Here is a 25,978-nt window from a genome sequence, read left to right as displayed (position 1 = left end):
GATCGAATGCTTAAAATGTGCGTCAGTAATCCCAATAAGAAAAAGGTAAATAAATGAATCAGCGTCTGATGATCAAAACTGTTTTGAGTGCCGCTATCTTGGCCTCGTTAGCTGGGTGTGCTACGCAACCTGCACCAGAATGGAATGCCGATACAACCTATAAATTGACCGTGTTGCACACTAACGATCATCATGGTCGCTTTTGGCAAAATCGATACGGTGAATATGGCATGGCGGCGCGTAAAACGTTAATCGATGATTTGCGCGAAGAAATACAGGATGAGGGGGGCAGCGTGTTACTGCTTTCTGGTGGTGACATCAACACAGGAGTACCTGAGTCTGATTTACAAGATGCCGAGCCGGATTTTAAAGGCATGAGCAAAATTGGTTACGATGCGATGGCTCTAGGTAATCATGAGTTTGATAATCCATTGGACGTGCTATTCAAGCAGCAAGAGTGGGCAAACTTTCCGATGTTGTCTGCCAATATTTACGATAAAAATACTGGCAAGCGTTTATTCCAACCATACGCGATGTTTAACAAGCAGGGCATTAAAATTGCGGTCATTGGTCTTACAACCGAAGACACAGCGAAACTTGGCAACCCTGAGTTCATTGAACAAATTGACTTCCGTGACCCAAAAGAAGAAGCCAAGAAGTTGATTGCAGAACTGAAAGAGACAGAGTATCCAGATCTGATTTTTGCTGTCACGCATATGGGACACTATGAAAATGGTAATAGAGGCATCAATGCTCCTGGCGATGTGGCGTTAGCTCGTTATTTGAATGACGGCGATCTCGACATGATCGTTGGAGGACACTCACAAGAACCTGTGTGCATGGAAGGTCCAAACGTTATCAAAAAGAACTTTAAACCAGGTGATGAATGTCAGCCCGATAAACAAAATGGTACCTTTATTGTTCAGGCACATGAGTGGGGGAAATATGTGGGACGCGCCGATTACGAGTTTCGTAATGGCGAACTCTCGATGGTGAGCTACGATCTAATCCCTGTAAACTTGAAAAAGAAAGTTAAAGTTGATGGTCAGTCGCAACGAGTCTTGATCCAAGATGAGATTAAACAAGACGAAATGATGCTTGAGTTTCTTCGTCCTTATCAAGAAAAAGGTCAGGGCAAACTAAACGTGAAGATTGCAGAATCTAACGGTAAGCTTGAGGGTGACCGCAATGTGGTTCGTTACCAGCAAACAAACTTAGGTCGATTAATTGCAACGGCTCACATGGAACGTGCGAAAGCAGATTTCGCCGTAATGAATTCTGGTGGTGTTCGAGATTCGATTGCTGCGGGTGATATTACTTATAAAGACGTGCTCACTGTTCAGCCATTTGGCAATATGGTTTCTTACGTTGATATGACGGGTAAAGAGGTATTAGATTATCTAAATGTCGTTGCAACTAAGCCTGTTGACTCTGGTGCTTATGCACAGTTTGCCGGCATTGCGATGAGTATCAATAATGGTGAGGTAACCAATGTGTTTATTGGTAATAAGCAACTTCGCTTAGATGGTAATTACCGCTTTACCGTACCAAGCTACAATGCTGCTGGTGGTGATGGTTACCCTAAAATCGACGATCATTCAGGGTATGTAAATACAGGTTTTACCGATGCTGAAGTTTTGAAGGATTATTTAGAAACACACAGCCCTATTGATGTTAATGAGTATGCCCCTTCAGGTGAAATCACGTATTTAGTTGATACGGCGATTGATCAGTAACCCAACAGAGAAAAAGCGATTGACTCAAACTCGCTGATATCATTAACTAAAAGCGCAGATCCAATTCAATCTGCGCTTTTTGTTTTTATGAGGAGAATCTTGATGACTCCGGCCATTAATCTTGCGAAAAAGAAAAAAATTCCACACACCATCCATCAATATGAGCACGATCCTAGAGCCGATAGTTATGGTTTAGAAGCTGCTGAAGTGCTAGGACAGGATCCGAAAACAGTATTTAAAACCTTGCTGTTCTGCTTGAACGGGGAGTCAAAGAACCTTGCGGTTGCGATTATCCCTGTTGATCAAAAGCTGAACCTAAAACTGGCGGCGAAAGCAGCGAAGGGCAAAAAGGCCGATATGGCTGATCCGGAAATCGCGCAAAAGACCACAGGTTATGTCGTTGGTGGAATTAGCCCACTAGGGCAGAAGAAAGCCTTACCTACTTTTTTGCACGAAAGCGCATTAGAGCAAGACACAATCTGTGTGAGTGCTGGTAAACGTGGTTTAGAAATTGAGTTAGCCCCGAGAGATTTGCTGAGCTTAACTCGCGGTCAGTTTGCACCTCTTTGTTTGTAAACTCATGACAAATAAAAAGGACGCTCATGAGCGTCCTTTTTTGATCTTGCCTGTCAGTGAAGCGTTACTCTTCAGACTCAATGTACCACCAGTGCGTTTAGCTGGTTTACTTGGTTTCGCGGCATTTGGGTTCATGTAATGCTGCTTAGGCTTACTCGGTGATTGAGGCTTGTTTGCTGAATGCGTATTGCTCGATGCATCTGGTTTACGGTGTGATTTACCATGCTCGCCTTGCGGTCTACTGCGTTCACCTTGTGGTTTCGCTTTGTAATGTTCTTTAGCTGGACGTCCGCCTTCATCATCACGCTGACGACGCTTTTGTTGACCTTTTTTCGAGTTTGGTGCATGACGGAATTCATCAGCATTGTTACCACGGAAAGTTCGTGTCTTCTGGTTACGACGAGCAGTAGAATCTTGGTTTTCTTCACGGCTATCAAACAGCTTCGCGTCGGTCGCTTTACGAATGTTGCGACCTCTAGAGTCTGTTTTTGATGCTTCTTCTGTACCTACCGAGCCTTCACACATTGCTAGGATCTCTGCCACTTCTTCGTCACTTAGATAACGCCATTTCCCATTGGGAATACCATCAAGAGAGATATTCATGATGCGTACGCGACGCAGCTTGAATACTTCATAGCCCAGCGCTTCACACATGCGACGGATCTGACGGTTAAGTCCTTGAGTGAGCACAATACGGAAAGAGAATTTAGTCTCTTTTGTTACCTTACAAGGTAGGGTGACTGTGTCGAGAATCTTAACGCCACTCGACATCTGTTTGAGAAACTCGCCTGTAATTGGCTTGTCCACGCGTACGACGTACTCTTTTTCGTGGCTGTTGCCTGCGCGAAGGATTTTGTTCACGATGTCGCCATCGTTGGTCAAAAAGATCAGACCATCAGACGGTTTGTCTAAGCGGCCGATCGGAAAGATACGTTTTTGGTGGCCGATGAAATCAACGATGTTTCCAGGGACGTCTCTCTCAGTTGTACAGGTGATGCCTGTTGGTTTATTGAGAGCGATATAAATCGGCTTCTCTTTTGCTGCCACTGGCTTACCATCCACACAAACATCATCACCAGGTAGCACTTTTGTCCCCATTTCAGGTTTGTTGCCATTAATGGTGACACGGCCTTGCTCAATCAGTCTGTCTGCTTCACGGCGTGAGCAAAACCCCGTTTCACTGATGAATTTATTTAATCGTTTAGCGTTGTCTTGTGACATTTTTGTCTCCTAACGTTTCACAACGGCGAATGAAGCTCCCTTCCTTTAAGGGGAAGGAAGAATAAGGGCGGGCATTCTAGCATTAGGGTGAAATTTAGCCTAACCGTTTTTGGTGACGTTCGCGGGTTTCTAATTTCTTTTCCGCACTTTTTCTAAGTAGGACGTAAACGGCTCCAGTTCCACCGTGAAAGCGTTGCGCACTATGGACGCATTGGACTTCCTTTATTTGTCGTAGCCAACTGCTAACAAAGCTTTTCATCATTGCAGGTGGATTTGAGCGTTCTCCTCGACCATGGACGATAACGATGGTTCTAATGTCCATTGATAGGCATTGCTTTAAAAACGTCACGACTTCATCACGTGCTTCTTTCAATGTTTTACGGTGCAAATCCAAGCGAGCTTGGATTGGATACTTACCAAGGCGAAGTTTGCGGTAAACCCCGTCCTGTACACCATCACGTTTGAACTCAACAAAGTCCTCTGGCTTGAGCATTTCAGCGTGATCAAGTGATAGGTATTCTGGGTCATCTTCCGTTAACCAGATTGCTGCTTCGCGTTTTGCGAGCTGTGCTTCTGTTACTTGGTGTACTTTTTTGTGTTCGGTGGTGTCTTGAGTGATTGGCTTTACATCGCCCATCATCTGTTGAAATAGATCAAAATCGTCGTCGTGAGACATAGCAGTAATCTCATTAAGAACAGGGAAGAATAATAGGATTATATCAATGAGTGGTGCATTGAGATCAAATAAAAAACCGGAGTAGGCAAGTAACCGACTCCGGTGCAAAGCGTTTCTAGAGCTAAGCGAGATCTAGTGAGGAGATTTGTCGTTCATGATCTTGTATATGAAGAAACCGCCGTAAAATAACATCAGACCAATTGCCCCAAAAATTACTATCATTGACGATAGACCCACTGCATTACCAAATAGGAGATCAAGCCAAAAGTCCATACGTTTCCTCCAAGATGTTCCCGACAGGAATAAACTAAATGGCGGTGTCTTGTTGCACACTGATCTGGATCAATTATGTTGCTAAGGTTAATAAACTGTATTTTGTTGTGAGTTATCAGTCACATTTTACGTGCTAGTGTTCAGTTATTCATCAAACGAATTAAGACCTAAGGTTTTTTTGTAAAAAGCACTTGCGCCACAGTTCAGAATCCGTAATATACGCATTCGTTGACGGGGACAATTCCTCAGTTAAACATCTCGGTGAATAGCGCAGCTTGGTAGCGCATCTGGTTTGGGACCAGAGGGTCGGGGGTTCGAATCCCTCTTCACCGACCACTTTCAGAAAGCCTGCTCAATGAGCAGGCTTTCGTCGTTTTAGCGGCAGCAAATTTGACTTTGATAGTAGCGAACCAAATGGGGTTCGCCTGAAGTTAGAATATGGCTCTTCATCGACACATATTGAGAAAAAGGCTCTACAGAAATGTAGAGCCTTTTTCGTATTTGGTGATATTTATTTGGAACCAGAGGATCGGGGTCTGGAATGCCAGTCCTCTGGAAGCCCAGTCGCGTCGAATCCCTACTTCACCGACCACTTTTAGAAAGCCTGCTCAATGAGCAGGCTTTCGTCGTTTTTAGTGCTAGTAATTTTAGACTTCAATAGTATCGAACCAAATGGGGTTCGCTTGAAGTTAGAACATGGCTCTTCACCGACACGTATTGAGAGGAAGGCTCTACAGAAATGTAGGGCCTTTTCATTTTTTAGAGCGAGTAAATTTATTACTTGATGTCACACGAGATAGTATTGATAGGAGTTTCAGAAGTAGTGAAACAGACATAAGCGGTCTTTGGGTGATTTGGCCCAATCTTGACGTAACCCGCTTTTAAATCGTCTTCATCAAACGTTACTGAGTGAGATTTGCTTGTATTTCCATCATAGTAAACCGCTTCAAAGCCTTGGTTCATCATATGTGCAACGCGATTTCGAGTGTGGGCTGTTGAAAACGTGATGTTCGCGCAACGCATCATTGGTTTTTCGGTAATAAGAAATTGACCACTCTCTTTATCTAAAACACCGCCTTTTACTTCCGGAGTTATATCAATAGCTTGAAAAGATTCTACGTTGCATGGCGGTTTAGCATAAGACAACGAAGAAGTGAGCATAATTCCAATCGTGTATAGGAATAAATATTTAAATTTCATATGAGTTGTTTTGTATCCACTTAGCTTAACGGCGTTTTATAAGAAAGTTTGAATGAATTTTAAATGGTTGTATTTAAATAATTGTATTTAAATGGCATTTTTCAAACAATCACTAGGTATCACAATTTGCTTGGCGCGTCTTACCCAGTGGTTTGATGTTAAATCCCCGATTTTTAAGCAGTTCAATCAGGTTATCTTTACCTACTAAATGCAAGCCACCAACAACAACGGTGTAGCGACCCGATTGTTGAGGTAGAACACTGCCAGTGTCGAGTTTTTTAGCCCAATCTCGATTACGCTCGTATAAAAAGGCTTGGTTAAACTCTTCTGTTGTATGATCGGTCAAAGAGGCTTCGACCAACATGCGACCATCACCACTCTTCCAACTCTCTATCAAGCATTGAACCAACTCTTCTCCGCCATCATATTCTTCAATTGACGAGAGAAGTATCTCTTTACCGCCTTCTGATTGACCTGCGATTAAATCGATTTGGAATTGCACGGACTCTAGTGGAATGACCGGGATTTGCTTTTTATCAGCGAGTCCTATTAGGTGCATGTCGACCCCTTTATCAGAGACATACCCCAGTTTGTTGACTAAAGCGAGTTGGATGGTGAATGCAGCCATCCAAGGTGGGGAATTTAGGAGTTGAGTTTCTGGCAAACCTAAATCTTGGGCAATTTCAATTAAGTGCCGACGTTGAGCTCTGTCTAAAACATCTTTAGAAAGAATGGTTGTTTGTGGGTAAACCAAGCCTTCAGAATTCCTGACGTCTGCTTCAATAATCAACCCTGCGCTTTGGCTTAAGTGCTGGATGACCGTTCTAGGGAGTGGGTACATCGTTTTATCCCCCACATGTACCGAGCCAATAATCATAAGTTCGGTTTCCCCTTTTTTCGCTAACCAATGCTGTGGCTCTGCATAAGAGGAAAAAGGAGTCAAAGTAACAAGTAGAGATGATATGAGCGTCAAGAGACGAAACATAGAGTGGCCCTCAGATAAGATACCTTTAAACTTTATACGCAAAATAGCGTGAGGTTAAGTGCAATTTCTCCAGTGGTGTATTCGACAAAATCGTCATTTCTAAAAATATTGACGAGTTTTGACGACGAATAAATGAGAGTCACTTCACGAAAGGTAAATAGGTAATTCGCTTACTAATGGTTCACAAAATAATTAGGCGTGATCCAAATCTTACAAAATCAGTCGTAACTCATGAATATAAGTGACCTAGATCGCAGCAAACTCGTCAAAACAAGTTGTTCGATTTTGACGTGTATTGTAACTCCATGAAAATTAGATTTTTATTGTTTTTGCTGAGTGTCATTTTTTGAACTGGATCACTTCCTATATCTATTTATTTTACGCTTAGAAATAACAGGTTGTATGTTGAATGTAACGGTTAGGTACCTCGCATTTGAGGGGCCGAGATTTTTATCATTGTCGTTTTGAACCACTGACTTTTTTGGGGAAGTAAGATGTTTAAACCTAGTCTGATTGCTGTTTCTGTTATCACTACATTAGCAGGTTGCTCTGCGCTGAAAAGCTCTGAACAACAAGTTGTAAATTCGTTGGCTAATAATCTTGATATTCAATACCAAGTGTTGACTAACCACGGTGCAAACGAAGGTCTTGCTTGTCAGGACTTAGGGGCTGAGTGGGCGTCTTGTAACAAGGTAAACATGACGCTGGTTAACCAAGGTGAAGCGGTTGACTCAAAAGATTGGGCTATTTACTTCCATAGCATTCGTCTGATTCTGGATGTTGAAAACGAACAGTTCAAAATCTCTCGCGTAACGGGTGATCTACACAAACTAGAACCAACAGATAAGTTTGATGGTTTTGCTGCGGGTGAAGAGGTTGTGCTTCCTCTTGTTGCTGAATACTGGCAGCTATTTGAAACTGACTTCATGCCAGGCGCTTTCGTTGCTGCACCAAATGCAGAGCCTAAGATGATCGCTTCTCTTAACACAGAAGACGTTGCATCTTTCGTGACTGGCCTTGAGGGTAACAACCTAAAGCGTACGCCAGATGACAACAACGTATTTGCAAACGCTGTGTCTCGTTTCGAGAAGAACGAAGACCTAGCAAAACAAGACGTATCAACCACGTTACTACCAACGCCACTGTCTGTTGAAGCAGGTAACGGTACGGTAGATATCGCGGCCGGTATTGCGCTGCCTAAAGACGCATTCGATGCGACTCAATTCGCAGCAATTCAAGATCGTGCAGAAGTGGTAGGTGTGGATGTTCGTGGTGATCTTCCTGTAAGCATCACTGTTGTTCCTGCAGACTTCACCGGTGAATTAGCAAAATCTGGTGCTTACGAAATGAGCATCAAAGGCGACGGTATTGCGATTAAAGCGTTTGACCAAGCAGGTGCTTTCTACGCAGTACAATCTATCTTTGGCCTGGTAGATAGCCAAAATGCTGATTCTCTACCACAACTGTCTATTAAAGATGCGCCGCGTTTTGATTACCGTGGTGTGATGGTGGACGTGGCTCGTAACTTCCACTCTAAAGACGCGATTCTTGCAACGCTTGACCAAATGGCCGCGTACAAGATGAACAAACTACACCTTCACCTAACGGATGATGAAGGCTGGCGTTTAGAAATCCCGGGTCTGCCTGAGCTGACTGAAGTTGGCGCTAACCGTTGTTTCGATTTGGAAGAGAAAAGCTGTTTACTGCCTCAGCTTGGCTCAGGTGCAACGACAGACAACTTTGGTTCTGGCTTCTTCAGCAAAGCAGACTACGTGGACATCTTGAAGTACGCGAAAGCGCGTAACATCGAAGTGATTCCTGAAATTGATATGCCAGCGCACGCTCGTGCAGCAGTGGTATCAATGGAAGCACGTTACGACCGTCTAATGGAAGAAGGTAAAGGAGCAGAAGCGAACGAGTACCGCCTGATGGATCCTCAAGATACATCGAACGTAACGACGGTTCAGTTCTACAACAAGCAAAGCTTCATCAACCCATGCATGGAATCTTCAACTCGCTTTGTTGATAAAGTGATTTCAGAAGTAGCAGCAATGCACCAAGAAGCGGGCACACCGCTAACAACATGGCACTTTGGTGGTGACGAAGCGAAGAACATCAAGCTAGGCGCTGGTCTGCAAGACATCAACGCAGAAGACAAAGTAAGCTGGAAGGGTAACATTGATTTGTCTAAGCAAGACAAGCCATTCGCACAGTCACCACAATGTCAGACGCTAATTGCAGACGGTACGGTAAGCGATTTTGCTCATCTACCAAGCCACTTTGCAGAAGAAGTGTCGAAGATGGTGGCAGAGAAGGGCATTCCAAACTTCCAAGCTTGGCAAGATGGCCTTAAGTACAGTGAAGGTGAGAAAGCGTTCGCAACAGAAAACACGCGTGTTAACTTCTGGGACGTTCTTTACTGGGGTGGCACATCATCAGTGTACGAATGGTCTGAGAAAGGTTACGACGTTATCGTTTCTAACCCAGACTACGTATACATGGACATGCCGTACGAAGTTGACCCGAAAGAGCGTGGTTACTACTGGGCGACGCGTGCAACAGATACTCGTAAGATGTTTGGTTTTGCACCAGAGAACATGCCTCAGAACGCAGAAACCTCTGTAGACCGCGATGGTAACGGCTTCACTGGTAAAGGTGAAATCGAAGCGAAACCTTTCTATGGTCTATCAGCACAGCTGTGGTCTGAGACAGTACGTAACGACGAGCAATACGAGTACATGGTATTCCCTCGCGTACTAGCAGCCGCTGAGCGTGCATGGCACCGTGCTGATTGGGAAAACGACTACAAAGTGGGTGTTGAATACTCGCAAAACTCTAACCTAGTAGACAAAGCCGCGCTAAACCAAGACTACAACCGCTTTGCGAACGTACTTGGCCAACGTGAACTGGCTAAGCTAGAAAAATCAGGTATCGACTACCGCCTGCCTGTACCAGGTGCGAAAGTAGAAGATGGCAAGCTAGCAATGAACGTTCAGTTCCCAGGGGTGAAGCTTCAATACTCTCTAGACGGCAAGAACTGGCTAACTTACGTAGATAATGCTCGTCCAAATGTGAAAGGTGAAGTGTTTATCCGTTCTGTGTCAGCAAGCGGTGAGAAAGCAAGTCGAGTGACCAGCGTGAAATAACTCGATTCTTGTAAGTTAATTTTTTGGCAAAGCCTCAACATCATGTTGGGGCTTTCTTTATTTTTTGAGGAAATTAAGCGTGATCGATGTCTAATTATTTTTCATTGATAAATAAGTTTTTGGTTGTAATGGTCAAGGTTATTGTGAACTTGATCGACTTAATCTGCTAAATATCAATAAATTATCTGTTTACGATCACACTTCTATTTTTTGAATAATTTTATAAAAATACGATAAGTGCCTGTATTTTCCATGTTTTTATCAGGGTTTTTGAGCTTCGGTTTGAACAAGATCACTTTTTAAAATGTTTTATTTTCCATCGCGAATTAATTAAAACAATATTGCGAACGCCAAGGAGGCACATTCCAAAGTTTGCGATAAAAGGGAAGAGATGCCCTCTAAAACTATCGCATAACGTGAATAAATAAAGGCAGTAATTATGAAAAACATTTTTGCACTGAGTGCTCTTTCTCTCGCTTTCGCTTCTAGCGCTTTTGCTGGTTCCTCTTACGTAACAGGTAATGTTCAATTCCACGATGATGGTCGAATTCATGGTTCGGACGTTACGTCTACACTGGAAGCTGGTCATACTTTTGATAACCAATTCGGCGGCTTTACGGTTTACACCGAATTTGATGGTATTCAGTTGGGTAAACTGGAAACAGAAAACGGTGGCGCAGGTAACACAACACCAGCAATCACTGTGGGTGGTGAGCAGTCATTTAATATTACCGATCATTTATGGGTTGCCGCTGGTTACCAACACCTGTTCTCTGCTGGCGAGAATGTACAGTACCGTCCATTGGTTAAGATCGGTTACAACTTCGATAACGGCATCTCCTTAAGTAACCGTACTCGTGCGCACATTGATGCGACAGACGCAGATGCGGATACAGATTACCGCATGGACAACCGCATCGGTTACGTGATGAATGAGGATGTGACGCTAAGCTACAACAACGTCTACATGATTGAAGCGGAAACCATGGACCACGAGCTTCGTGCAACGTGGACTCGTAAAGGTGTTCAACCTTACTTTGAGTTCCGTAGTCAAGCACACGGTGCAGAAAACGCGAGTGGTGACAGCCTAGTGAATAACGCTTTTGTATTTGGTGCCTCTTACGGCTTCTAATTTTATATTTGTCTTAATTGTCCATTAAGAAAAAGCCCAGCGGTTTGTCTCGCTGGGCTTTGTTTTTATTTGCCGTTGCCTTCGTGGTGGCTATATTCGAACACTTGTCCTTTTTCGTTAAAGGCGTAAACGGTGTAGCTGTCTTTTTTGTCGCCATATTCCATACCAGGGGAGCCTATTGGCATGCCCGGTACTGATAAGCCTTTTGCGTTACGTGGTGGATTTTTCAAAAACGCTTTAATGTCTTCGGCTGGAATGTGACCTTCAAACAGATAGCCGTTGATCTCTGCCGTGTGGCAAGAGTAAAGCTGTTCATTCTTGATGCCTAGATCGCGTTTGATGGCGTTCATGTCATCGTGCAATTTTTCTTCGACCGTAAAGCCGTTCTCTTCCATGTGTTTTGTCCATTCTCCACAACAGCCACAGTATGGCGATTTATGGTTAATGACATCGGCTGCCAATACGTTGGCGGACACGGTCGCAAGCATTGCAAAGGTCAATAGTTTCAACTTCATAATACCCTCAAAAAGAAGTGGTTATTTTACTGAAAACAGTCGTAGTCGATTTGCATTACTAACGACAGTAATTGAAGACAGTGCCATTGCCGCTCCTGCGACAACAGGACTGAGCAAAAATCCAAACGCTGGATAAAGCACACCAGCGGCAACTGGAATACCCAACGAGTTGTAAACAAAGGCACCAAATAGGTTTTGCTTCATGTTCTTAAGTGTAGCGCGAGAGAGTTCAATCGCATGTACTACCGCCATTGGTGACGTGTTCAGGATGGTCATTTGCGAACTTTCAATGGCGACATCACTGCCGCTACCCATAGCAATACCGAGGTTGGATAACGCGAGAGCAGGGGCGTCGTTAATGCCATCCCCCACCATTGCCACGACATGTCCTTGAGATTGAAGTTGCTCAATGTGCTGAGCTTTCTCATCTGGCATTACTTGGGCAATCACTTCATCAATACCAAGTTCTTGGCCGATAGCATTGGCAACGTGTTGGTTATCGCCTGTCAGCATTACCGTTTTGATGCCTTGCGATTTTAATGCAGAGAGCGCTTGTTTCGCATCTGATTTGATCGGGTCGGCAATGGCGATCAGACCGATCAGTTCGCCGTTCAATGCCACAGCTACCGGAGTCCACGCATTTTTTGCGCATTCATCGATGGCAGATTTTAGTGCGCTAGTCTCGACGTTCTCTGCTTGCATAAATTGAAGCGAACCAATGAGCAGCGGTTTATCTTGATACGTCGCCAAAATGCCGCGCCCGCGAACGTTCTCAAACTTGTCTAATGAGACATCCTTTGCGTCGTGTCGTTTGGCGTAATCACATACCGCTTTTGCCAGTGGGTGCTCAGACTGACGCTCTGCCGCATACGCTAAAGCCAATAGATCTTCTTGGCTGGTGGCGTGAGTAAACACTTGCTGAACGCTAGGTTTACCTTGGGTAAGCGTGCCAGTTTTGTCGAATACAACCGTGTCGACTTTGCTTGCCAATTGCAGGGCGTCGGCGTCTTTGATCAGAATGCCGAGCTCTGCGGCTTTACCCACTCCCACCGTGACAGAAAGTGGGGTTGCTAAGCCTAGAGCGCAAGGGCAGGCGATGATCAGGACGGTTGTGGTGACCACCAGCATATAACTCGCTTTTGGCTCTGGGCCAACGGCAAACCAAACGAGCGCGGCCAGTATTGCTATGCCAACAACGACAGGGACAAACACCGATGAAATCTGGTCTGCCAGTTTCGCGATGGCTGGCTTACTGCTTTGCGCTGTGCGCACCATGCGGATGATACGAGCCAGCATGGTATTTGCGCCAATGCCCGTTGCCTCAATGACTAATCCACCATCGGTATTTAATGTCCCGGCAGACACTTGAGCCTCTTGTGCTTTTAACACTGGTACTGGTTCACCAGTGAGCATCGACTCATCAATGTATGATTCACCTTGAATCACAACACCATCAACAGGCACTTTCTCGCCTGGTTTGATACGCAGCTTCATGCCTAGCGTGATTTGCTCAACCGTTATTTGTTGATCGCCTTGTTCCGTGATTACCGTAGCTTGCTGAGGTTGCAGGTTAATCAGAGCTTGCAATGAGCGTGTTGTGTTTGCTTTGGCTTTTGCTTCTATATAGTGACCAAGAGAAATTAAGCCGATGATCATTGCACTCGCTTCAAAGTACACGTGGCGTGAAGCAAGAGGGAACCAGTCTGGGAAAATCACCACAAGCATCGAATAGAACCACGCTGCGCCAGTACCGAGCGCGACTAACGTGTCCATGGTGGCTCGCTTGTGAGTAGCCGCTAACCAAGCGTTACTGAAGAAGTGTTTCCCTGCTGTGGCAAGAAGGAGTAAACATACGATACCGATCGCGCCCCAAGCTAATTGGTCGTTGGTGTTGCGAATCATCATATTGCCGCCAGCAACGCCCCAAATCATTAAGGGGGCACCGACGACAAGGCCAGCAATAGCATCCAGTTTAAAGCGTTTTTGTTGCTGACGTTGTTGCTGTGCTTGCTTTTCTTGCTGGGTTGCGGCGTCTTGTAGGAGCTCTGCTTGGTAACCGGCTTGTTTTACCGATTCAACAATTGCGTTAAGGAGGTCATCAGAGTCTTGGCTTGCGAATACTAGTGCGCTTTGTTCTGCAAGGTTGACTTGTGCCTTCTCAACGCCTTCTACGTTAGTAAGTGCTTTCTCTACTGAAGATACGCAACTCGCACACGTCATGCCTTGAATCAGCATTTGCAATTGAATACTCGCTGGTGGCACCTGCGTATCTTTAATATTGCTTTGCTTTTCTACCTGTTCAGTCTCTGGTGAGCTTTCGTTCTCTACTTCAACAGAATCAAGGTTGGCGGTATAGCCGAGTGTTGCTATTAAGTCGATCACTTGTTGCTCGGAGAGGAGGGTACGAATCTCTAAGTGCGTTGTTGAAGCCTCAAAAGAAATAACGTCTTGATTAGATTCTAATAAAGATGAAAGTTTTTTGACGCAACCGCCACAGCTTAAGCCTGAAAGGTTTAGCTCGTAGTGATTTCCTGCTTGGTAACCAAGAGATTCAATCGACGAGACGAGCTCTTTAAGAGAAGACTCGGTTTTGACCTCTACTTGCGTCGGGGACAAATTGAGGATCTCCACATCGTGATTCGCATGTAAAGCCTTCTCAACTTTTCTCGCACAGCCCATGCAGTTGAGCCCTGATAAAGGTATAACTAACTGATACATAATCTGCACCTCAATAGTAGTGATGCTATGAGCTTAAACCTTCCTGCAAGGGTAAGGTCAATACCCATTTGCTACTCACAACAATTTCGTCAAAATCTCTCGAATCCCACAAGTGCACGGTCATTTTACTTGCGAGTGATCTCAAGGTTTTTTCTCTTTGAATATAAAGTTCCGTTAAAACACCTAAAAGATGAATGAAGTCGCTCACGTTTTTTAGATGCTCTCAATGTCAGTTCAGTGTCAAAACGTACTTTTAACGTTTTTTATTTTTTATATTTGATGTTAAACAATTGTTTTTTATTGATTTATTTTATTTTTGATTTTCTCATTTTGAAGTCGCTCAGATTGCTGTAAGGAAAGTTTTTTAGTGCGAAAAAAGTTTGTCATATTTGCCCCGTCCAAACACTGTTTCAAGTTCCTGCCATGTCCTAGTTAGTGAATTTGAAAATGGAAAAAACTAAAAATATAGGGGTTTATAATGTCTTACCTAAAGAAAAGCCTACTTGCCACGGCAATTACCGGCATGATGTTCAGTGGTGCTGCATTTGCTGATGGTGCAAACAGTGACGCAGCAAAAGAGTTTCTAACCAAGGATTCATTTTCTTATGAAGTTTACGGGATCATCGCGATGCAGGCTGCGTACCGCGATTACGATTCTGGCAGCAAAGCAACGGACGATGATTTGGGTGGCATGCAGCTAAACAACGAATCTCGTATTGGTTTCCGTGGTAAAAAACAATTTGCTAACTTCGACCCTACTTTTATTTGGCAAATCGAAGGCGGTTATGTAGACCCTAGCTTTGGTGGCGAGGGCGCAGGTCTTGGTGAACGTGACACATTCGTCGGTTTTGAAAGTGCATCTTGGGGGCAAATTCGCCTGGGTCGCGTTTTGACACCTATGTACGAATTGGTTGACTGGCCAGCATCTAACCCTGGCCTGGGCGATGTATACGACTGGGGTGGTGCTATTGGTGGCGCCAAGTACCAAGACCGTCAATCAAACACTATCCGCTGGGACTCTCCAATGTTTGCTGACAAATTCTCCCTAGATATCGCAGCTGGTGCAGGTGATAAAGCAGGTCTAGGTGAAGGGGATGACTACTGGGGTGGTATCGCAGCACACTACAAAATTGGTCCTATCCAGTTAGATGCGGCATATGAAGGTAACCGTAATATCAAGATGGAAAGCCAAACGTGGGAAAACAACACGTACTTGGTAGGGGCACAAGGCTGGTTTGATAACGGGATCTCTTTCTTTGCGCAATACAAATACATGGAAGCGGACGCAAGCAATGGTGTGAGTGAAAAGCAAGATGCAATGTCTGCCGCTATCATGTACACCACGGGTGATTGGCAATACAAACTGGCTTACGCCGCTAACTTTGATCTAGAGCGTGATGGTAAGAAAATTAACGATACAGCGGACGATGTGTTATCAGCACAAGTTATGTATTTCGTAGACCCATCGGCAGTGCTGTACGTACGTGCTCGTACTCTAGACTTTGGCGACGGTGCGTCTCAATTAGATAAACCAACAGAAGCACGTTGGAAGTCTGCTGACTACGACGAGTTCTCTGTAGGTGTTGAATACTACTTCTAACTAAAGAAGCAGCTAAAAGGGCGGAAACGCCCTTTTTATCTTGATACTTATTCAAATAAGCCTTTGAAATGACTGGCCTGTAAATTTTAGAGGCTTATCTAAATTGGTATAAAGTGAGAAACCATGATGAAAAAAACAACGACACTTCTCGGACTTTGCGCAATGCTTTCGGCGCCAGCTTTTGCTGCTCAACTCACTCTGCAATCTGAATTAATTCCTCGCGTTCTCAACGGCGAGTTCGTCTACCCTGAGTGGATATCCAAGAACAACAGCATCGAGTTAAAGGATGGGGAAAACCAATTGGCGGTAACGGTTGGACAAATCGTATTTGAAGATGGAAAGCGCCGTAAATTCGATTCGCAGCCGCTGGTATTAGAGTTTGATGCAGAAAAAGACACCGAGCTTTCTCTGACTTATCAAACATTCCGTACTATTGAAGAGGCGAGAGCCTTCGAACTCGATCCTAAAGTGGTATTGAAAGACAAAAACGGAAAAGAAGTGGCATTCTCTATGGTTCAACTTCGTAAAGGTGGTTTGCAAGGTTTTCGTGATTATGAACGAGAAGTTGCCGACTATAATAACGCAATGAATAAAGAATCGACTAAGGCAAGCATTGCGTCTTCTCCAGCGGAAACCAAAACAATCAAAGCATCGTTTAATGAATTGAGCCGTGAAGAGCAGCAAGAATTTATGCAATGGGCAATGCGTAACCTGAAGTAATTTCGTCTCGTGCTTTAACAGTAAATAGCAGGGCTGTGCCTTTTTGGTTCTGCCCTGTTTTTATTTCTGTTGTCAAACCGATTGTAGAATTGACTTACGGTGGTAAAATGTCGCCACTTTTATCCTTGACATTACAACGAGAGATCTCTCGTTGCTCATTACCCCTAAGGAACTCAAATGACGGTTAAAACTCGTTTTGCTCCTAGCCCAACTGGCTATCTACACGTTGGTGGTGCGCGTACTGCACTTTACTCTTGGCTATACGCTAAAAACCAAGGTGGTGAATTCGTTCTACGTATCGAAGATACAGACCTTGAGCGTAACTCTCAGGAAGCGGTTGATGCAATTCTTGAAGGCATGGAATGGCTAGGCTTGGAGTGGGATGAAGGTCCTTACTACCAAACTCAACGTTTTGACCGTTACAACGAAATGGTTGATAAGCTTCTTGCTGAAGACAAAGCTTACAAATGTTACGCGTCTAAAGAGCTGCTAGATGAAATCCGTGCAGAGCAAGAAGCAAATAAAGAAATGCCTCGCTACGATGCTAACCATCCAAAAATCAAAGCAGCAAACGAAGCGGCAAAAGATGGCGATCCATGTGTTATCCGTTTCCGTAACCCGAAAGAAGGCAGCGTAGTATTTGATGATCAAATCCGTGGTCGCATTGAAATCCGCAACGATCAAATGGATGACCTAATCATTCGTCGTACAGACGGTTCACCTACTTACAACTTCTGTGTAGTAGTGGATGACTGGGACATGGGTATCACTCACGTTGTTCGTGGCGAAGACCACATCAACAACACGCCTCGTCAAATCAACATCTACGAAGCACTAGGTGCGCCAGTACCTACATTTGCACACTGTGCAATGATCCTGGGTGATGACGGCGCGAAACTGTCTAAACGTCACGGCGCTGTATCAGTCATGCAATACCGCGATATGGGCTACCTGCCTGCGGCACTAAACAACTACCTAGTGCGCCTTGGTTGGTCTCATGGGGACCAAGAAATCTTCTCTCAAGAAGAGATGATCAATCTATTTAGCCTAAACGCAGTATCTAAGTCAGCGTCTGCTTTTAACACTGACAAACTGCAATGGTTGAACAACCACTACATCAAGAACTCAGATCCTGCGTACGTTGCTGAGCATCTACAATGGCATCTAGATCAACAAAAACTAGACGTAACGAATGGTCCTGCTATCACTGACGTGATCAAGCTAGTGGGTGAGCGTTGCAACACACTAGTTGAGCTAGCTGAGCAAATCCGTTACTTCTATGAAGATTTCTCTGAGTTTGAAGCGGGCGCAGCGAAGAAACACCTACGTGGCGTGGCTAAAGAGCCTCTAGAACTTGCATTAGCGAAAGTGGAAGTACTAACTGAGTGGACGACAGCGAACATCAAAGATGGCGTTATCGCAGCAGTATGTGAAGAGTTGGAAATCGGCATGGGCAAAATCGGTATGCCATTACGTGTTGCTGTAACAGGCGGCGGTCAGTCTCCTTCTGTCGATGCAGTAATGGAGCTGGTTGGAAAAGAGCGTTGTATTGCTCGCATTAAGATGGCGCTTGAGTTCATTGCTGAGCGTGAAGCAAACGCATAATTGCTTTGAACTGAACGTTCTTTTGAATAAATAGTCACAAAGCCGCGGTGAGCAACCGCGGCTTTTTTGTATCTTCAATTTAGGTAACGAGAAACTTTCTTTCATATTGGTGAATGAAGAGATGGTTTCACCTGTAATTTACCTCAATATGGATAAGATTTTTTAATCCAAACATCGTTGGCGTGAATAAAAAACGAGCGATTATATATCAAATATCTGATTGATTTTTATCCATGCTCCTTAAAGTTCCATTTTGTTTGTCTCATTTTTAAGAAAAACCTTTGCTTTAGCTATGTTGTTCCAAAAATTAAAGCAAACGTTTGCGTGGTGATTGCGTGGGGATTTTTTTGCTTAAGATCACATGTTGTCGAGATTTTTGATGACAATAAATTGACAGAATTGGGATTTTTCTCGCGATTTCTTAGCGTTATAGTTCATCCCGTCAGCGATACCGAGATGGCGATATGTATCACTGAACAGGAAATGTACGTAAGTTGCTTCCATAAAAAAAATGCATGTGCATAAAAAGAAGCTGACTAAGTATCTCACTCAAGGAATGAATAAAAAGAATTGAAATACAACGTCAGTCAGACGGCGCATTTCGGCATCTAACAAAAGAACTTCTTTAGAGGAATCAATAATGAAAAAATTAGCAGCGGTAATTTCAGCGTCTCTACTTATGGCTTCAGCAGCACAAGCAGAAGTATACGTTGGTGGTAAGATGGGTAAGTCATGGATGGAAGACGCGTGTGTAGCGGGCCAGGCTTGTGACAAAGACGATTCTACTCTTGGCGCTTTTGTTGGTTACGAAATGAATAAATACTTCGCAGTAGAAGCGGGTTTCGACAACATCGGTGATTTTAACCAAACTTCTTTCGGTGGCCACGTAGAAGCAATCACTCTTGCTCCTAAATTTAGCCTACCAATCACTGAAGACATCGCACTTTACGGTAAAGTGGGTGGCGCTTACGTAATGTTTGATGGCAAAGATGATTACTCTTACCTAGGCGCAGCTGGTCTTGAATTCAACCTAAGCCAAAACGTAACAGCTCGTGCGGAATACCAAACACTGACTGACATCAGCAACGATGTAACTCGTGCGACAGGTAACACTGCAACACTAGGTGTTTCTTTCAAATTCGGCGGCAACGATGAGCCAGTAATCGTAGAAGAGCCAGTTGTTGTTGAAGAAGTGGTTGTAGAAGAAGTGGTAGAAGAGCCAGTTGTAGTTACGAAAACATTCGAAACTCAAACAATTGGTACAGGTAGCTTCGATCTAAACAGCACAACTCTAAAACCAGAGAGCGCAGCAAAACTTGATAACCTAGTTGCTTTCCTAAACGAGCACCCACAAGCGAACGTTGAAGTTGTAGGTTACACAGATACGTCTGGTCCAGCAGCTTACAACCTAAAAGTTTCTGAAAAACGTGCTGAGTCTGTTGCTAACGCACTGGTTGAAAAAGGTATTGATTCATCACGTATCCAAGCTCGTGGCGAAGGTGAAAACAACCCAATCGCTTCAAACGACACTCGTGAAGGTCGTCAACAAAACCGTCGCGTAGAAGTCGTTGTTCCAGAATTTGAATACCAAGTTCAGCAATAAGCTCCTATTCGACCGTAGTATAGAAGACTGAAGCTGAAAGCCCCAAAGAGTTCGCTCTTTGGGGCTTTTTATTTCTCTTTAAAAACTGACTGAAATGTTCAAAGTGGCTAGGTATTACTTAAGATCAATGCTGTTTAAACGCCCCATAAATGTCAGGATCTCCAAGTTATCTTTATGTGCTTCTAACAACGCTTTTTTGGTTTGCATGTAGGCGGCAAGTTTGCCGTACTTACTAATAGAGCGAACCACCGTTTTATATTTATACTCACCGTCATCATTGAACTCTCGCCACTTGGCGATGTAACACGTATCTCGGTTGTCAGGGTTTTCAAGAGTAGGGTTAGGCTTGTGAACGATTTTAGGCTCAACGCTATGTGGAAGCCTGGTCATTAGGTAAGGGTCTTTCAAAAGACGTCGCCAGAATTTGCCCCACATTTGCCGGCCTAACTCGTTTCTCAGCTTAATGGCTTTTTGTAAGCCTTTCTTTTCTCCAATACGAACAAATCCTACCGAGCGGTGTAGTACCGTATCCTCGGGGGTATGGATATGTATCTTAAAGGCTGTCTTGCCTTTAGAAATAAAGCGGTGTCCAGTGTTAGTTATTAAATTGCTCTTAGACATAGTGCTAACTAATAATTTTATTAATAGCTAAAAGGGTAAGCAAAACTCATAGATAATTAAAGTAATAAAATACAAAACTGTAAATAGGGCTTGTTGAAATGATTTCAAGGGGAAGAAGTCAGATCAGTAGAAGACTTTATCCCGTAACCGAAACACCTGATCCGATCATATTGATTACTGGGAAGATTACCTAACACGATGTACTAGGGGGAGCAGTGCGAGGCTTGAAATTGAAGATACAAAAAAGCCTTAGCTCAAGTGGGAGCTAAGGCTATGATATGGCGCCCCCAGTAGGATTCGAACCTACGACCTGTCCCTTAGGAGGGGACTGCGCTATCCAGCTGTGCCATGGGGGCGTAATACCAATAGTTGCAGTTCATTGCACTGTTTTACTGAGTTCAAATCTAGCAATCTACTAGATCTGTATCAGCATCACGTTGAACGATTCGCTACGGTCATTGGTATAATCAAATAAGATGCGCTGCCTATGATATTCAAAAGTGAGCATATCTCAAGACTTAATGTTTGCTTTTATAGGATCTTGTTCATTACGTCGCCAATTTGAACGCTAGACGCTAAATTTGGCTGATCAATCGTCAGTTCCGCTTCGTGTTCGTATATGCGTGATACCGTTAATGTAATTTCGCTTTGCGAGACTTTGTTTCTTGGCAATCCATTTTGGTCGATAAACGACGCGGTGTGCCAAAGCTGCAATTTGTCTCCCTCTTTTACGCCGTGCATACGGCCGAGATCCATCGTTACGGTATTACCGAAGACTGCCACAACCTCTGGCAATGTAATTTTGCAAGATAGCTCCGACTCCAGATCCAACATAATATTGCGACTAACGCGAAGCATCATCTCGCCATAGGTCGATGCCCAAAAACGTGCACTACGAGTGTCCACTTGACTCGTTTTAGCAAATGGCCAACGCGCGACCTCACGGTAGGCTTTGTTGAAGATTTCATGGCCAGTTTTACCATCAAATACTTTCATTTCTAACGCAAACTGACGATTGATGATGTCATCTTGCAATAGTTGAGATTCGACCGTTGCAGTGAGATCGGTGATGACCCCTCCAATGATGTATTGTGCGCCATTGTCTTGCGCGATCATTTGAGTGCGAGCAGGATAGTTGCTGCTTATTGAGTAGTCCGTTGTACCAACAGACACAAAGCTGCGTGAGGTTTGATCAAGTTGACGGTTCACTACGTGGCTAAAATCGTCACCAACTTGATAAATTTGTCCCATCACTGCTTGTTGTGGTGATGCGACCTCAATATTGCCGACCAGCATTGTCTTTTTGTATTGATCGGTGTGGCAACCCGTTGCCGATGGATAAATATCAACGCGGATTTTTACCTCGACTTTACCGCGACGTTTGCGTTCAGACTCGACCAAAATGTAACGGACTTCATGATTGGTAAACTGGTATTCGTTGCGGCTTTCTTCTAATAGCGGCATCAAGTTGCTAATACTGCCAATATCTGCGCCCGAAAAATTGACGGCTTTGAACAGCGCGTCTTCCAACGCATGGAGCCTTGCCGTCTCTTCTGAAGAAACGATGGTGGCAACGCCTGTGACTTCATACCAAGATGCCATTACCTTAAAAGGCACAAGCATCACTAAAGTGATTGAAAACAGACTGTTTAATATTTTTTTCATTGGTTACAACCGTTCGGGTATAAATATTGCTTTAACAAATTCAGTGAAGTTTGGTGGGTTTTTCTTCGTTAGGCAAACAAAGAAAAGCAAAGACTGTTCCAATATTCACTTTCTTGGAAAGGAATTAATAAAGAACGGTATCACCTAAGATTATCTGGAGAATCAAACCATGAAAAAGTGGCTTGTCGCTGCATCGATGATGACGCTTCTGACATCGTGCGCGTACTCACCGATTTACAATGGTAAAGAACCTTACTCGGGAAGCCAGTTCATGCTGATGGATAGTCCGCGTCATACGATGGACTTTTTCATTGAGAGCATGACAGAAGACCTGATGGTTTCTAATGTGGCAGTATCAGCGCGGACACCGATTGCGATTACCTCGTTTGTTGATCTACAAAATATGGATGCAACAAACTGGTTAGGTAACTCGGTCTCTGAAGGTTTTATCCATCAGTTTCAGCGCCGAGGGTTTAAAGTGGTTGATTTCAAAACTACGGGCTCTATTCAAGTGACGCAACAGGGCGATTTTGCTTTAAGTCGTGATTGGCAAGATTTAGCTCAAGAGCAGCAAATTCAGTATGTATTGACCGGAACGATGCTGCGCCAAGAGGGGGGAGTGCTTGTCAATGCACGCGTGGTTGGCATGCAAAGCCGTGTAGTTGTAGCGACAGCGCAAGGTTTCCTTCCGGCTGACCGTATTGGGCGTGACTTAGATACGTTAAATAGCATCCGCACACAAGATGGTGTGTTGATTCGTTCTGACCCTACCATTCGTCAGCCGTACACTGTGATTCTCCGTCCATAGGATAGAAGCATGAAGAAGTTATTATTTATTGTTGCCACACTGATATTGGTTGGGTGTCAGCCATTACAACAGATGCGTCAAGATGAAATCTTAGTGGCGGTGGGCTACGCCAGCGTCAGTGAGCAAACAGGCCGCACAGTAGAAGAAAAGCGTGTACGTGCAATGCGCGCATCAAAAATTGATGCTTATCGTGAGCTAGCAGAGCAAGTTTATGGCATGCGTGTTAGTGGACGTGCAGAGCTGCAAGACCAGCGTTTGGGTATTGAAAGCACCACTGGTGCCGTCGATGGTGTAATTCGTGGTGCAGAAGTTGTGCGTAGTTATCTTGTTGAAGACAGTTATGTGACTGAGCTGCGTCTGGATATCCGTAAGATGGATAAGCTACGTGATTATGGAGAAGTTCAGCAAGTGCCTGAGAAGCGTCAGCAAACTTTGTTTTAAACCATTTCACTAGACAGATAATCTTTTTGAGCGGCTGATTGGTAACAATGAGTCGCTTTTTTATATCTACGTGAGCGCGGGAATTGAGGGTAGGAGTGACGTTTAAGCTTTTATATTGGTGCCAAGCGTCGAGATGGTGTGGGTTTTTCCGCCCGCATTGTAGGTCATGCCAACTTTGCCATGAGTTCGCTGGAGCATGTTGTTGAGTTTATTGAAGCTCAGCTGTGCGCGACTAAGCGATTCGCCATTTACTTGGTTAACTTGTTGACAGTCGAGGACGATCGATTGGATTTGAGCAACAACCTGACTTAGGTGCTCATCTTCAGTAAGTTGATTGACGTGCGGGTGAGAGGCGATTCGCTGATCAGTTGTTCTGAGCTGATCAATGAGCGTCATCTTCTGTTTGGCAATGTTCTCAATCTCGGTAGAGACACGCGCCGTTATTGCTTGTGTTTCTTGGCGTAAAACAGCGGAAAGTGCCTTAGCATTTTCTAGCTGGAAATTAACGAGATCGACTAATGCTGCCATAAAATACTTACCTTCGGCCTAAGTCAGTTAGCTTTTGCCTTGCAATTCGTTTTCAAACTTAATCATGTTGTCAGCCAATTTTTCAGGATCGACTTTGTATGAACCGTTTGTGATAGCTTCTTTGATTGCTGCAACTTTGGCGCTGTCATATGCCGGAGAAGCTGCCATATCCTTCTGGAGTTTACTGACGGCTTTACTTTGCTGGCTGAGTGATACTGCGTCTTGTTGCGCTGGCGCCTTTTTTGATTCTGTCGTGCTGGTAGCATTGGAATCGTTACGTGCAGGTGCGCGACTTGTTGTCGTCATCATTTGCCCTGAACGTATATTATCTATACCTGCCATGTTTAACCTTTGCCTTGTATCGTAATACTGGTATCCAGACTATCGACCAGCGCAAAAATAACTTTAGTCATTTTTTGCATTTTTATTGATCAGTTTAAACACGCTACCAGTGGGTATTAAAAATTAACAGTGATTTCCGCAATGTCAGTCACTATGCCTTCTATTATACGTTGTGACTTATCATTTTTCACTCTTACTTGATCGCCAGCTGAACCATCCTGCAATGCTGTGCCTTGCGTTGTGATCGTCATGCCAGAATTCACCGCTTTGATAATGACCTTTTCATTTCGGCATACCACACAAACATCATTTCTCTCTACGACATCGCCTAAGCGAACATTACGCTTTAGCTTTGCCCCAACCACTTGATCGTAGCTAGAAAATCCATCTTTACGAAAGCGCTGTAGCTCGATCATGGAAGTGGTAACATCCGATGCGCTGACGATTTCTCCTCTCCCTAGTGTTCGTGTCGCGACGATCATTGGTACTGATACCGAGATCCTCACAGGGACATAGACTTTCCAGTCATCCGGTTGGCATTCCACTAACACATTGATGTTACTTCTCGTGCTGCTGGTGGAAGAGGCAGATGTATCTAACGGAACAGGGCAATCCGTTGCTTTTATTCTCGAGTCGATCTCTGCCGCATTAACAGATAGCTCGCCACCATCAGGCTGATCAACCGTAGCAAGAATATGTTGTTCTGCTGCTGTTTTTATTTGCTCGATCTGATTATCTGAAGCTGAATGAACAAAAAAGCTAAACATACTGAGCAAAATGCCGATAGACTTAGCGTACTTTGTAATTAGCGCTCTACATATTGTCATAGTCAATGGTGTCGAAGTGAAAGTGAAATACGCCATACTGTCTCCCTGGTATCGTGCTTGCCAGTGGTAGAGTATCATTTAAAAACAAAAAGTTTGAGATGGAGATGAGCATATGACGGGGATTCTTGACTCGGTGAATCAGCGTACGCAACTCGTCGGTCAGAACCGATTGGAATTATTGACCTTTCGACTGATGGGCCGACAGCGCTACGGCATTAACGTATTCAAAGTGAAAGAAGTACTACAGTGCCCTAAGCTGACTTCAATGCCAAATCTACACCCTCTGGTTAAAGGTATCGCTCATATCCGCGGCCATACCGTGTCCGTTATTGATTTGAGCCTGGCAATTGGTGGCCGCCCAACCACTGATTTAGATAAATGTTTTGTTGTTATTGCAGAATTTAACCGTACGATCCAAGCATTTTTGGTATCATCGGTTGAGCGTATTATCAATATGCATTGGGAAGCGATTTTGCCACCGCCAGACGGCGCAGGTAAAGCGCACTACTTGACTGCCGTTACAAACATTGACAATGAGCTGGTTGAAATCCTTGACGTTGAAAAAATCCTGGCAGAAATTGCGCCAGTTGATGAAACGATGGATTCCGCTATTGGCGAAGAAATCGCACAAGCAGAACAAGAAAAGCCTATTGTACGCCGCATACTGATTGCTGATGACTCGACGGTCGCGCGTAAACAGGTAGAGCGTGCGATTACATCCATCGGTTTTGAGGTCGTATCTGTCAAAGACGGCAAAGAAGCGTACAATAAGTTGATTGAAATGGCTCAAGAAGGCAATATCTACGATCAAATTTCGTTGGTTATTTCCGATATTGAAATGCCAGAAATGGACGGCTATACCTTAACGGCTGAAATTCGCAGACATGCCGATTTGAAAGACCTTTATGTTATCCTCCATTCTTCATTAAGTGGTGTATTCAACCAAGCTATGGTTGAGCGTGTAGGTGCCAACACCTTCATTGCGAAATTTAACCCAGATGAGTTGGGTAACGCGGTTAAATCTGCATTAACACAATAAA

23 protein-coding genes and 2 tRNA genes are annotated in these 25,978 nt (G+C 44.1%); 12 read left to right on the top strand and 13 right to left on the bottom strand.

Annotated features, from left to right (window positions below; genetic code table 11):
* Positions 1 to 53: 53 nt before the first annotated feature.
* Together ushA and ybaK are read left to right on the top strand one after the other, a co-directional pair.
* Positions 54 to 1,736 (top strand): bifunctional UDP-sugar hydrolase/5'-nucleotidase UshA, encoded by a 1,683-nt coding sequence (ushA, locus tag R7D93_RS23730; RefSeq protein WP_213868998.1) that lies wholly within the window; start codon positions 54 to 56, stop codon positions 1,734 to 1,736.
* 102 nt (positions 1,737 to 1,838) lie between these two features.
* Positions 1,839 to 2,312, top strand: coding sequence for a Cys-tRNA(Pro) deacylase (ybaK, locus tag R7D93_RS23725; protein WP_213868997.1), 474 nt, complete (start codon positions 1,839 to 1,841; stop codon positions 2,310 to 2,312).
* Between the two features lie 24 nt (positions 2,313 to 2,336).
* Here the strand turns inward: ybaK and rluF are convergent, their stop codons facing one another.
* From rluF to R7D93_RS23710, 3 genes are all read right to left on the bottom strand, one after another.
* On the bottom strand, positions 2,337 to 3,533 hold the full coding sequence (gene rluF / locus R7D93_RS23720; RefSeq protein WP_213868996.1) for a 23S rRNA pseudouridine(2604) synthase RluF: 1,197 nt from the start codon (positions 3,531 to 3,533) through the stop codon (positions 2,337 to 2,339).
* Between the two features lie 94 nt (positions 3,534 to 3,627).
* Complete coding sequence (gene smrA / locus R7D93_RS23715; protein WP_213868995.1) at positions 3,628 to 4,209, bottom strand: DNA endonuclease SmrA; 582 nt, start codon at positions 4,207 to 4,209, stop codon at positions 3,628 to 3,630.
* A gap of 132 nt (positions 4,210 to 4,341) precedes the next feature.
* Positions 4,342 to 4,482, bottom strand: coding sequence for a DUF3149 domain-containing protein (locus R7D93_RS23710; RefSeq protein WP_005382236.1), 141 nt, complete (start codon positions 4,480 to 4,482; stop codon positions 4,342 to 4,344).
* Positions 4,483 to 4,741: 259 nt separating this feature from the next.
* Between R7D93_RS23710 and R7D93_RS23705 the strand changes: the two genes are divergently transcribed.
* A tRNA-Pro gene (locus R7D93_RS23705) sits at positions 4,742 to 4,818 on the top strand.
* Positions 4,819 to 5,259: 441 nt separating this feature from the next.
* Here R7D93_RS23705 and R7D93_RS23700 read toward each other — a convergent pair.
* Together R7D93_RS23700 and R7D93_RS23695 are read right to left on the bottom strand one after the other, a co-directional pair.
* On the bottom strand, positions 5,260 to 5,643 hold the full coding sequence (locus R7D93_RS23700; protein ID WP_372009610.1) for a hypothetical protein: 384 nt from the start codon (positions 5,641 to 5,643) through the stop codon (positions 5,260 to 5,262).
* 151 nt (positions 5,644 to 5,794) lie between these two features.
* Positions 5,795 to 6,667, bottom strand: a complete 873-nt coding sequence (locus R7D93_RS23695) for a TraB/GumN family protein (protein WP_225497176.1) — start codon at positions 6,665 to 6,667, stop codon at positions 5,795 to 5,797.
* A gap of 494 nt (positions 6,668 to 7,161) precedes the next feature.
* Here R7D93_RS23695 and R7D93_RS23690 point away from each other — a divergent pair, with 494 nt between their 5' ends.
* A complete protein-coding gene (locus R7D93_RS23690) occupies positions 7,162 to 9,813 on the top strand; it encodes a beta-N-acetylhexosaminidase (RefSeq protein ID WP_213868993.1) in 2,652 nt (883 codons plus the stop codon).
* Positions 9,814 to 10,252: 439 nt separating this feature from the next.
* Positions 10,253 to 10,945, top strand: coding sequence for an oligogalacturonate-specific porin KdgM family protein (locus R7D93_RS23685; RefSeq protein WP_005382004.1), 693 nt, complete (start codon positions 10,253 to 10,255; stop codon positions 10,943 to 10,945).
* A gap of 65 nt (positions 10,946 to 11,010) precedes the next feature.
* Here R7D93_RS23685 and R7D93_RS23680 read toward each other — a convergent pair whose 3' ends face one another.
* On the bottom strand, positions 11,011 to 11,460 hold the full coding sequence (locus tag R7D93_RS23680) for a DUF411 domain-containing protein (protein WP_115385799.1): 450 nt from the start codon (positions 11,458 to 11,460) through the stop codon (positions 11,011 to 11,013).
* Positions 11,461 to 11,481: 21 nt separating this feature from the next.
* The gene (locus R7D93_RS23675) at positions 11,482 to 14,178 is read right to left on the bottom strand and encodes a heavy metal translocating P-type ATPase (RefSeq protein ID WP_213868992.1); all 2,697 of its coding nucleotides are present in this window, start codon (positions 14,176 to 14,178) and stop codon (positions 11,482 to 11,484) included.
* Positions 14,179 to 14,656: 478 nt separating this feature from the next.
* Between R7D93_RS23675 and chiP the strand changes: the two genes are divergently transcribed.
* The 4 genes from chiP to R7D93_RS23655 all read left to right on the top strand — a co-directional run bounded on the left by chiP (position 14,657) and on the right by R7D93_RS23655 (position 19,706).
* Positions 14,657 to 15,778 carry a chitoporin gene (chiP, locus tag R7D93_RS23670; RefSeq protein ID WP_005382007.1) on the top strand — a complete coding sequence of 374 codons (1,122 nt, stop codon included), beginning with the start codon at positions 14,657 to 14,659 and terminating at the stop codon, positions 15,776 to 15,778.
* A 123-nt stretch (positions 15,779 to 15,901) separates the two neighbouring features.
* On the top strand, positions 15,902 to 16,498 hold the full coding sequence (locus R7D93_RS23665; RefSeq protein ID WP_064369044.1) for a DUF2057 domain-containing protein: 597 nt from the start codon (positions 15,902 to 15,904) through the stop codon (positions 16,496 to 16,498).
* Positions 16,499 to 16,675: 177 nt separating this feature from the next.
* Complete coding sequence (gene gltX, locus R7D93_RS23660; RefSeq protein WP_213987429.1) at positions 16,676 to 18,103, top strand: glutamate--tRNA ligase; 1,428 nt, start codon at positions 16,676 to 16,678, stop codon at positions 18,101 to 18,103.
* Between the two features lie 640 nt (positions 18,104 to 18,743).
* Positions 18,744 to 19,706, top strand: a complete 963-nt coding sequence (locus R7D93_RS23655) for an OmpA family protein (RefSeq protein ID WP_005382010.1) — start codon at positions 18,744 to 18,746, stop codon at positions 19,704 to 19,706.
* 114 nt (positions 19,707 to 19,820) lie between these two features.
* Here the strand turns inward: R7D93_RS23655 and R7D93_RS23650 are convergent, their stop codons facing one another.
* From R7D93_RS23650 to R7D93_RS23640, 3 genes are all read right to left on the bottom strand, one after another.
* Complete coding sequence (locus R7D93_RS23650) at positions 19,821 to 20,327, bottom strand: hypothetical protein (protein WP_005382011.1); 507 nt, start codon at positions 20,325 to 20,327, stop codon at positions 19,821 to 19,823.
* Positions 20,328 to 20,606: 279 nt separating this feature from the next.
* Positions 20,607 to 20,683, bottom strand: a tRNA-Arg gene (locus tag R7D93_RS23645).
* Positions 20,684 to 20,858: 175 nt separating this feature from the next.
* Positions 20,859 to 21,992: a flagellar assembly protein FlgT gene (locus R7D93_RS23640; RefSeq protein WP_005382012.1), complete on the bottom strand. Its 1,134-nt coding sequence runs from the start codon at positions 21,990 to 21,992 to the stop codon at positions 20,859 to 20,861.
* 169 nt (positions 21,993 to 22,161) lie between these two features.
* On the opposite strand from R7D93_RS23640, the gene R7D93_RS23635 reads away from it, so the two are divergent.
* Together R7D93_RS23635 and flgP are read left to right on the top strand one after the other, a co-directional pair.
* Positions 22,162 to 22,800 (top strand): FlgO family outer membrane protein, encoded by a 639-nt coding sequence (locus R7D93_RS23635; RefSeq protein ID WP_005382013.1) that lies wholly within the window; start codon positions 22,162 to 22,164, stop codon positions 22,798 to 22,800.
* A gap of 9 nt (positions 22,801 to 22,809) precedes the next feature.
* Positions 22,810 to 23,241 carry a flagellar assembly lipoprotein FlgP gene (gene flgP / locus R7D93_RS23630; RefSeq protein ID WP_005382014.1) on the top strand — a complete coding sequence of 144 codons (432 nt, stop codon included), beginning with the start codon at positions 22,810 to 22,812 and terminating at the stop codon, positions 23,239 to 23,241.
* 102 nt (positions 23,242 to 23,343) lie between these two features.
* Here flgP and R7D93_RS23625 read toward each other — a convergent pair whose 3' ends face one another.
* From R7D93_RS23625 to flgA, 3 genes are all read right to left on the bottom strand, one after another.
* Positions 23,344 to 23,769, bottom strand: coding sequence for a flagella synthesis protein FlgN (locus R7D93_RS23625; protein WP_005382015.1), 426 nt, complete (start codon positions 23,767 to 23,769; stop codon positions 23,344 to 23,346).
* A gap of 27 nt (positions 23,770 to 23,796) precedes the next feature.
* Entirely contained in the window at positions 23,797 to 24,111 is a 315-nt protein-coding gene (gene flgM, locus R7D93_RS23620; protein ID WP_005382018.1) for a flagellar biosynthesis anti-sigma factor FlgM, read from the bottom strand.
* A gap of 116 nt (positions 24,112 to 24,227) precedes the next feature.
* A complete protein-coding gene (gene flgA / locus R7D93_RS23615) occupies positions 24,228 to 24,974 on the bottom strand; it encodes a flagellar basal body P-ring formation chaperone FlgA (RefSeq protein ID WP_005382020.1) in 747 nt (248 codons plus the stop codon).
* Between the two features lie 76 nt (positions 24,975 to 25,050).
* On the opposite strand from flgA, the gene R7D93_RS23610 reads away from it, so the two are divergent.
* Positions 25,051 to 25,977, top strand: coding sequence for a chemotaxis protein CheV (locus tag R7D93_RS23610; RefSeq protein WP_005382022.1), 927 nt, complete (start codon positions 25,051 to 25,053; stop codon positions 25,975 to 25,977).
* The last annotated feature ends 1 nt before the right edge of the window (position 25,978 follow it).

Origin of the sequence: Vibrio sp. YT-15, from assembly GCF_033337445.1 — a bacterium.
GTDB lineage: Bacteria > Pseudomonadota > Gammaproteobacteria > Enterobacterales > Vibrionaceae > Vibrio > Vibrio alginolyticus.
This window is presented reverse-complemented; position numbering and strand designations above follow the sequence as displayed.

What these genes read in the sequence shown, in the direction of transcription:
- R7D93_RS23655 (WP_005382010.1), top strand. Translation starts at nt 18,744, where the DNA reads ATGAAAAAATTAGCAGCGGTAATTTCAGCGTCTCTACTTATGGCTTCA.
- R7D93_RS23650 (WP_005382011.1), bottom strand. Translation starts at nt 20,327, where the DNA reads ATGTCTAAGAGCAATTTAATAACTAACACTGGACACCGCTTTATTTCT.
- flgP (WP_005382014.1), top strand. Translation starts at nt 22,810, where the DNA reads ATGAAGAAGTTATTATTTATTGTTGCCACACTGATATTGGTTGGGTGT.
- flgM (WP_005382018.1), bottom strand. Translation starts at nt 24,111, where the DNA reads ATGGCAGGTATAGATAATATACGTTCAGGGCAAATGATGACGACAACA.
- R7D93_RS23625 (WP_005382015.1), bottom strand. Translation starts at nt 23,769, where the DNA reads ATGGCAGCATTAGTCGATCTCGTTAATTTCCAGCTAGAAAATGCTAAG.
- gltX (WP_213987429.1), top strand. Translation starts at nt 16,676, where the DNA reads ATGACGGTTAAAACTCGTTTTGCTCCTAGCCCAACTGGCTATCTACAC.
- ushA (WP_213868998.1), top strand. Translation starts at nt 54, where the DNA reads ATGAATCAGCGTCTGATGATCAAAACTGTTTTGAGTGCCGCTATCTTG.
- R7D93_RS23675 (WP_213868992.1), bottom strand. Translation starts at nt 14,178, where the DNA reads ATGTATCAGTTAGTTATACCTTTATCAGGGCTCAACTGCATGGGCTGT.
- chiP (WP_005382007.1), top strand. Translation starts at nt 14,657, where the DNA reads ATGTCTTACCTAAAGAAAAGCCTACTTGCCACGGCAATTACCGGCATG.
- ybaK (WP_213868997.1), top strand. Translation starts at nt 1,839, where the DNA reads ATGACTCCGGCCATTAATCTTGCGAAAAAGAAAAAAATTCCACACACC.
- rluF (WP_213868996.1), bottom strand. Translation starts at nt 3,533, where the DNA reads ATGTCACAAGACAACGCTAAACGATTAAATAAATTCATCAGTGAAACG.
- R7D93_RS23665 (WP_064369044.1), top strand. Translation starts at nt 15,902, where the DNA reads ATGATGAAAAAAACAACGACACTTCTCGGACTTTGCGCAATGCTTTCG.
- R7D93_RS23635 (WP_005382013.1), top strand. Translation starts at nt 22,162, where the DNA reads ATGAAAAAGTGGCTTGTCGCTGCATCGATGATGACGCTTCTGACATCG.
- R7D93_RS23700 (WP_372009610.1), bottom strand. Translation starts at nt 5,643, where the DNA reads ATGCTCACTTCTTCGTTGTCTTATGCTAAACCGCCATGCAACGTAGAA.
- R7D93_RS23680 (WP_115385799.1), bottom strand. Translation starts at nt 11,460, where the DNA reads ATGAAGTTGAAACTATTGACCTTTGCAATGCTTGCGACCGTGTCCGCC.
- R7D93_RS23690 (WP_213868993.1), top strand. Translation starts at nt 7,162, where the DNA reads ATGTTTAAACCTAGTCTGATTGCTGTTTCTGTTATCACTACATTAGCA.
- R7D93_RS23710 (WP_005382236.1), bottom strand. Translation starts at nt 4,482, where the DNA reads ATGGACTTTTGGCTTGATCTCCTATTTGGTAATGCAGTGGGTCTATCG.
- R7D93_RS23685 (WP_005382004.1), top strand. Translation starts at nt 10,253, where the DNA reads ATGAAAAACATTTTTGCACTGAGTGCTCTTTCTCTCGCTTTCGCTTCT.
- flgA (WP_005382020.1), bottom strand. Translation starts at nt 24,974, where the DNA reads ATGGCGTATTTCACTTTCACTTCGACACCATTGACTATGACAATATGT.
- smrA (WP_213868995.1), bottom strand. Translation starts at nt 4,209, where the DNA reads ATGTCTCACGACGACGATTTTGATCTATTTCAACAGATGATGGGCGAT.
- R7D93_RS23695 (WP_225497176.1), bottom strand. Translation starts at nt 6,667, where the DNA reads ATGTTTCGTCTCTTGACGCTCATATCATCTCTACTTGTTACTTTGACT.
- R7D93_RS23610 (WP_005382022.1), top strand. Translation starts at nt 25,051, where the DNA reads ATGACGGGGATTCTTGACTCGGTGAATCAGCGTACGCAACTCGTCGGT.
- R7D93_RS23640 (WP_005382012.1), bottom strand. Translation starts at nt 21,992, where the DNA reads ATGAAAAAAATATTAAACAGTCTGTTTTCAATCACTTTAGTGATGCTT.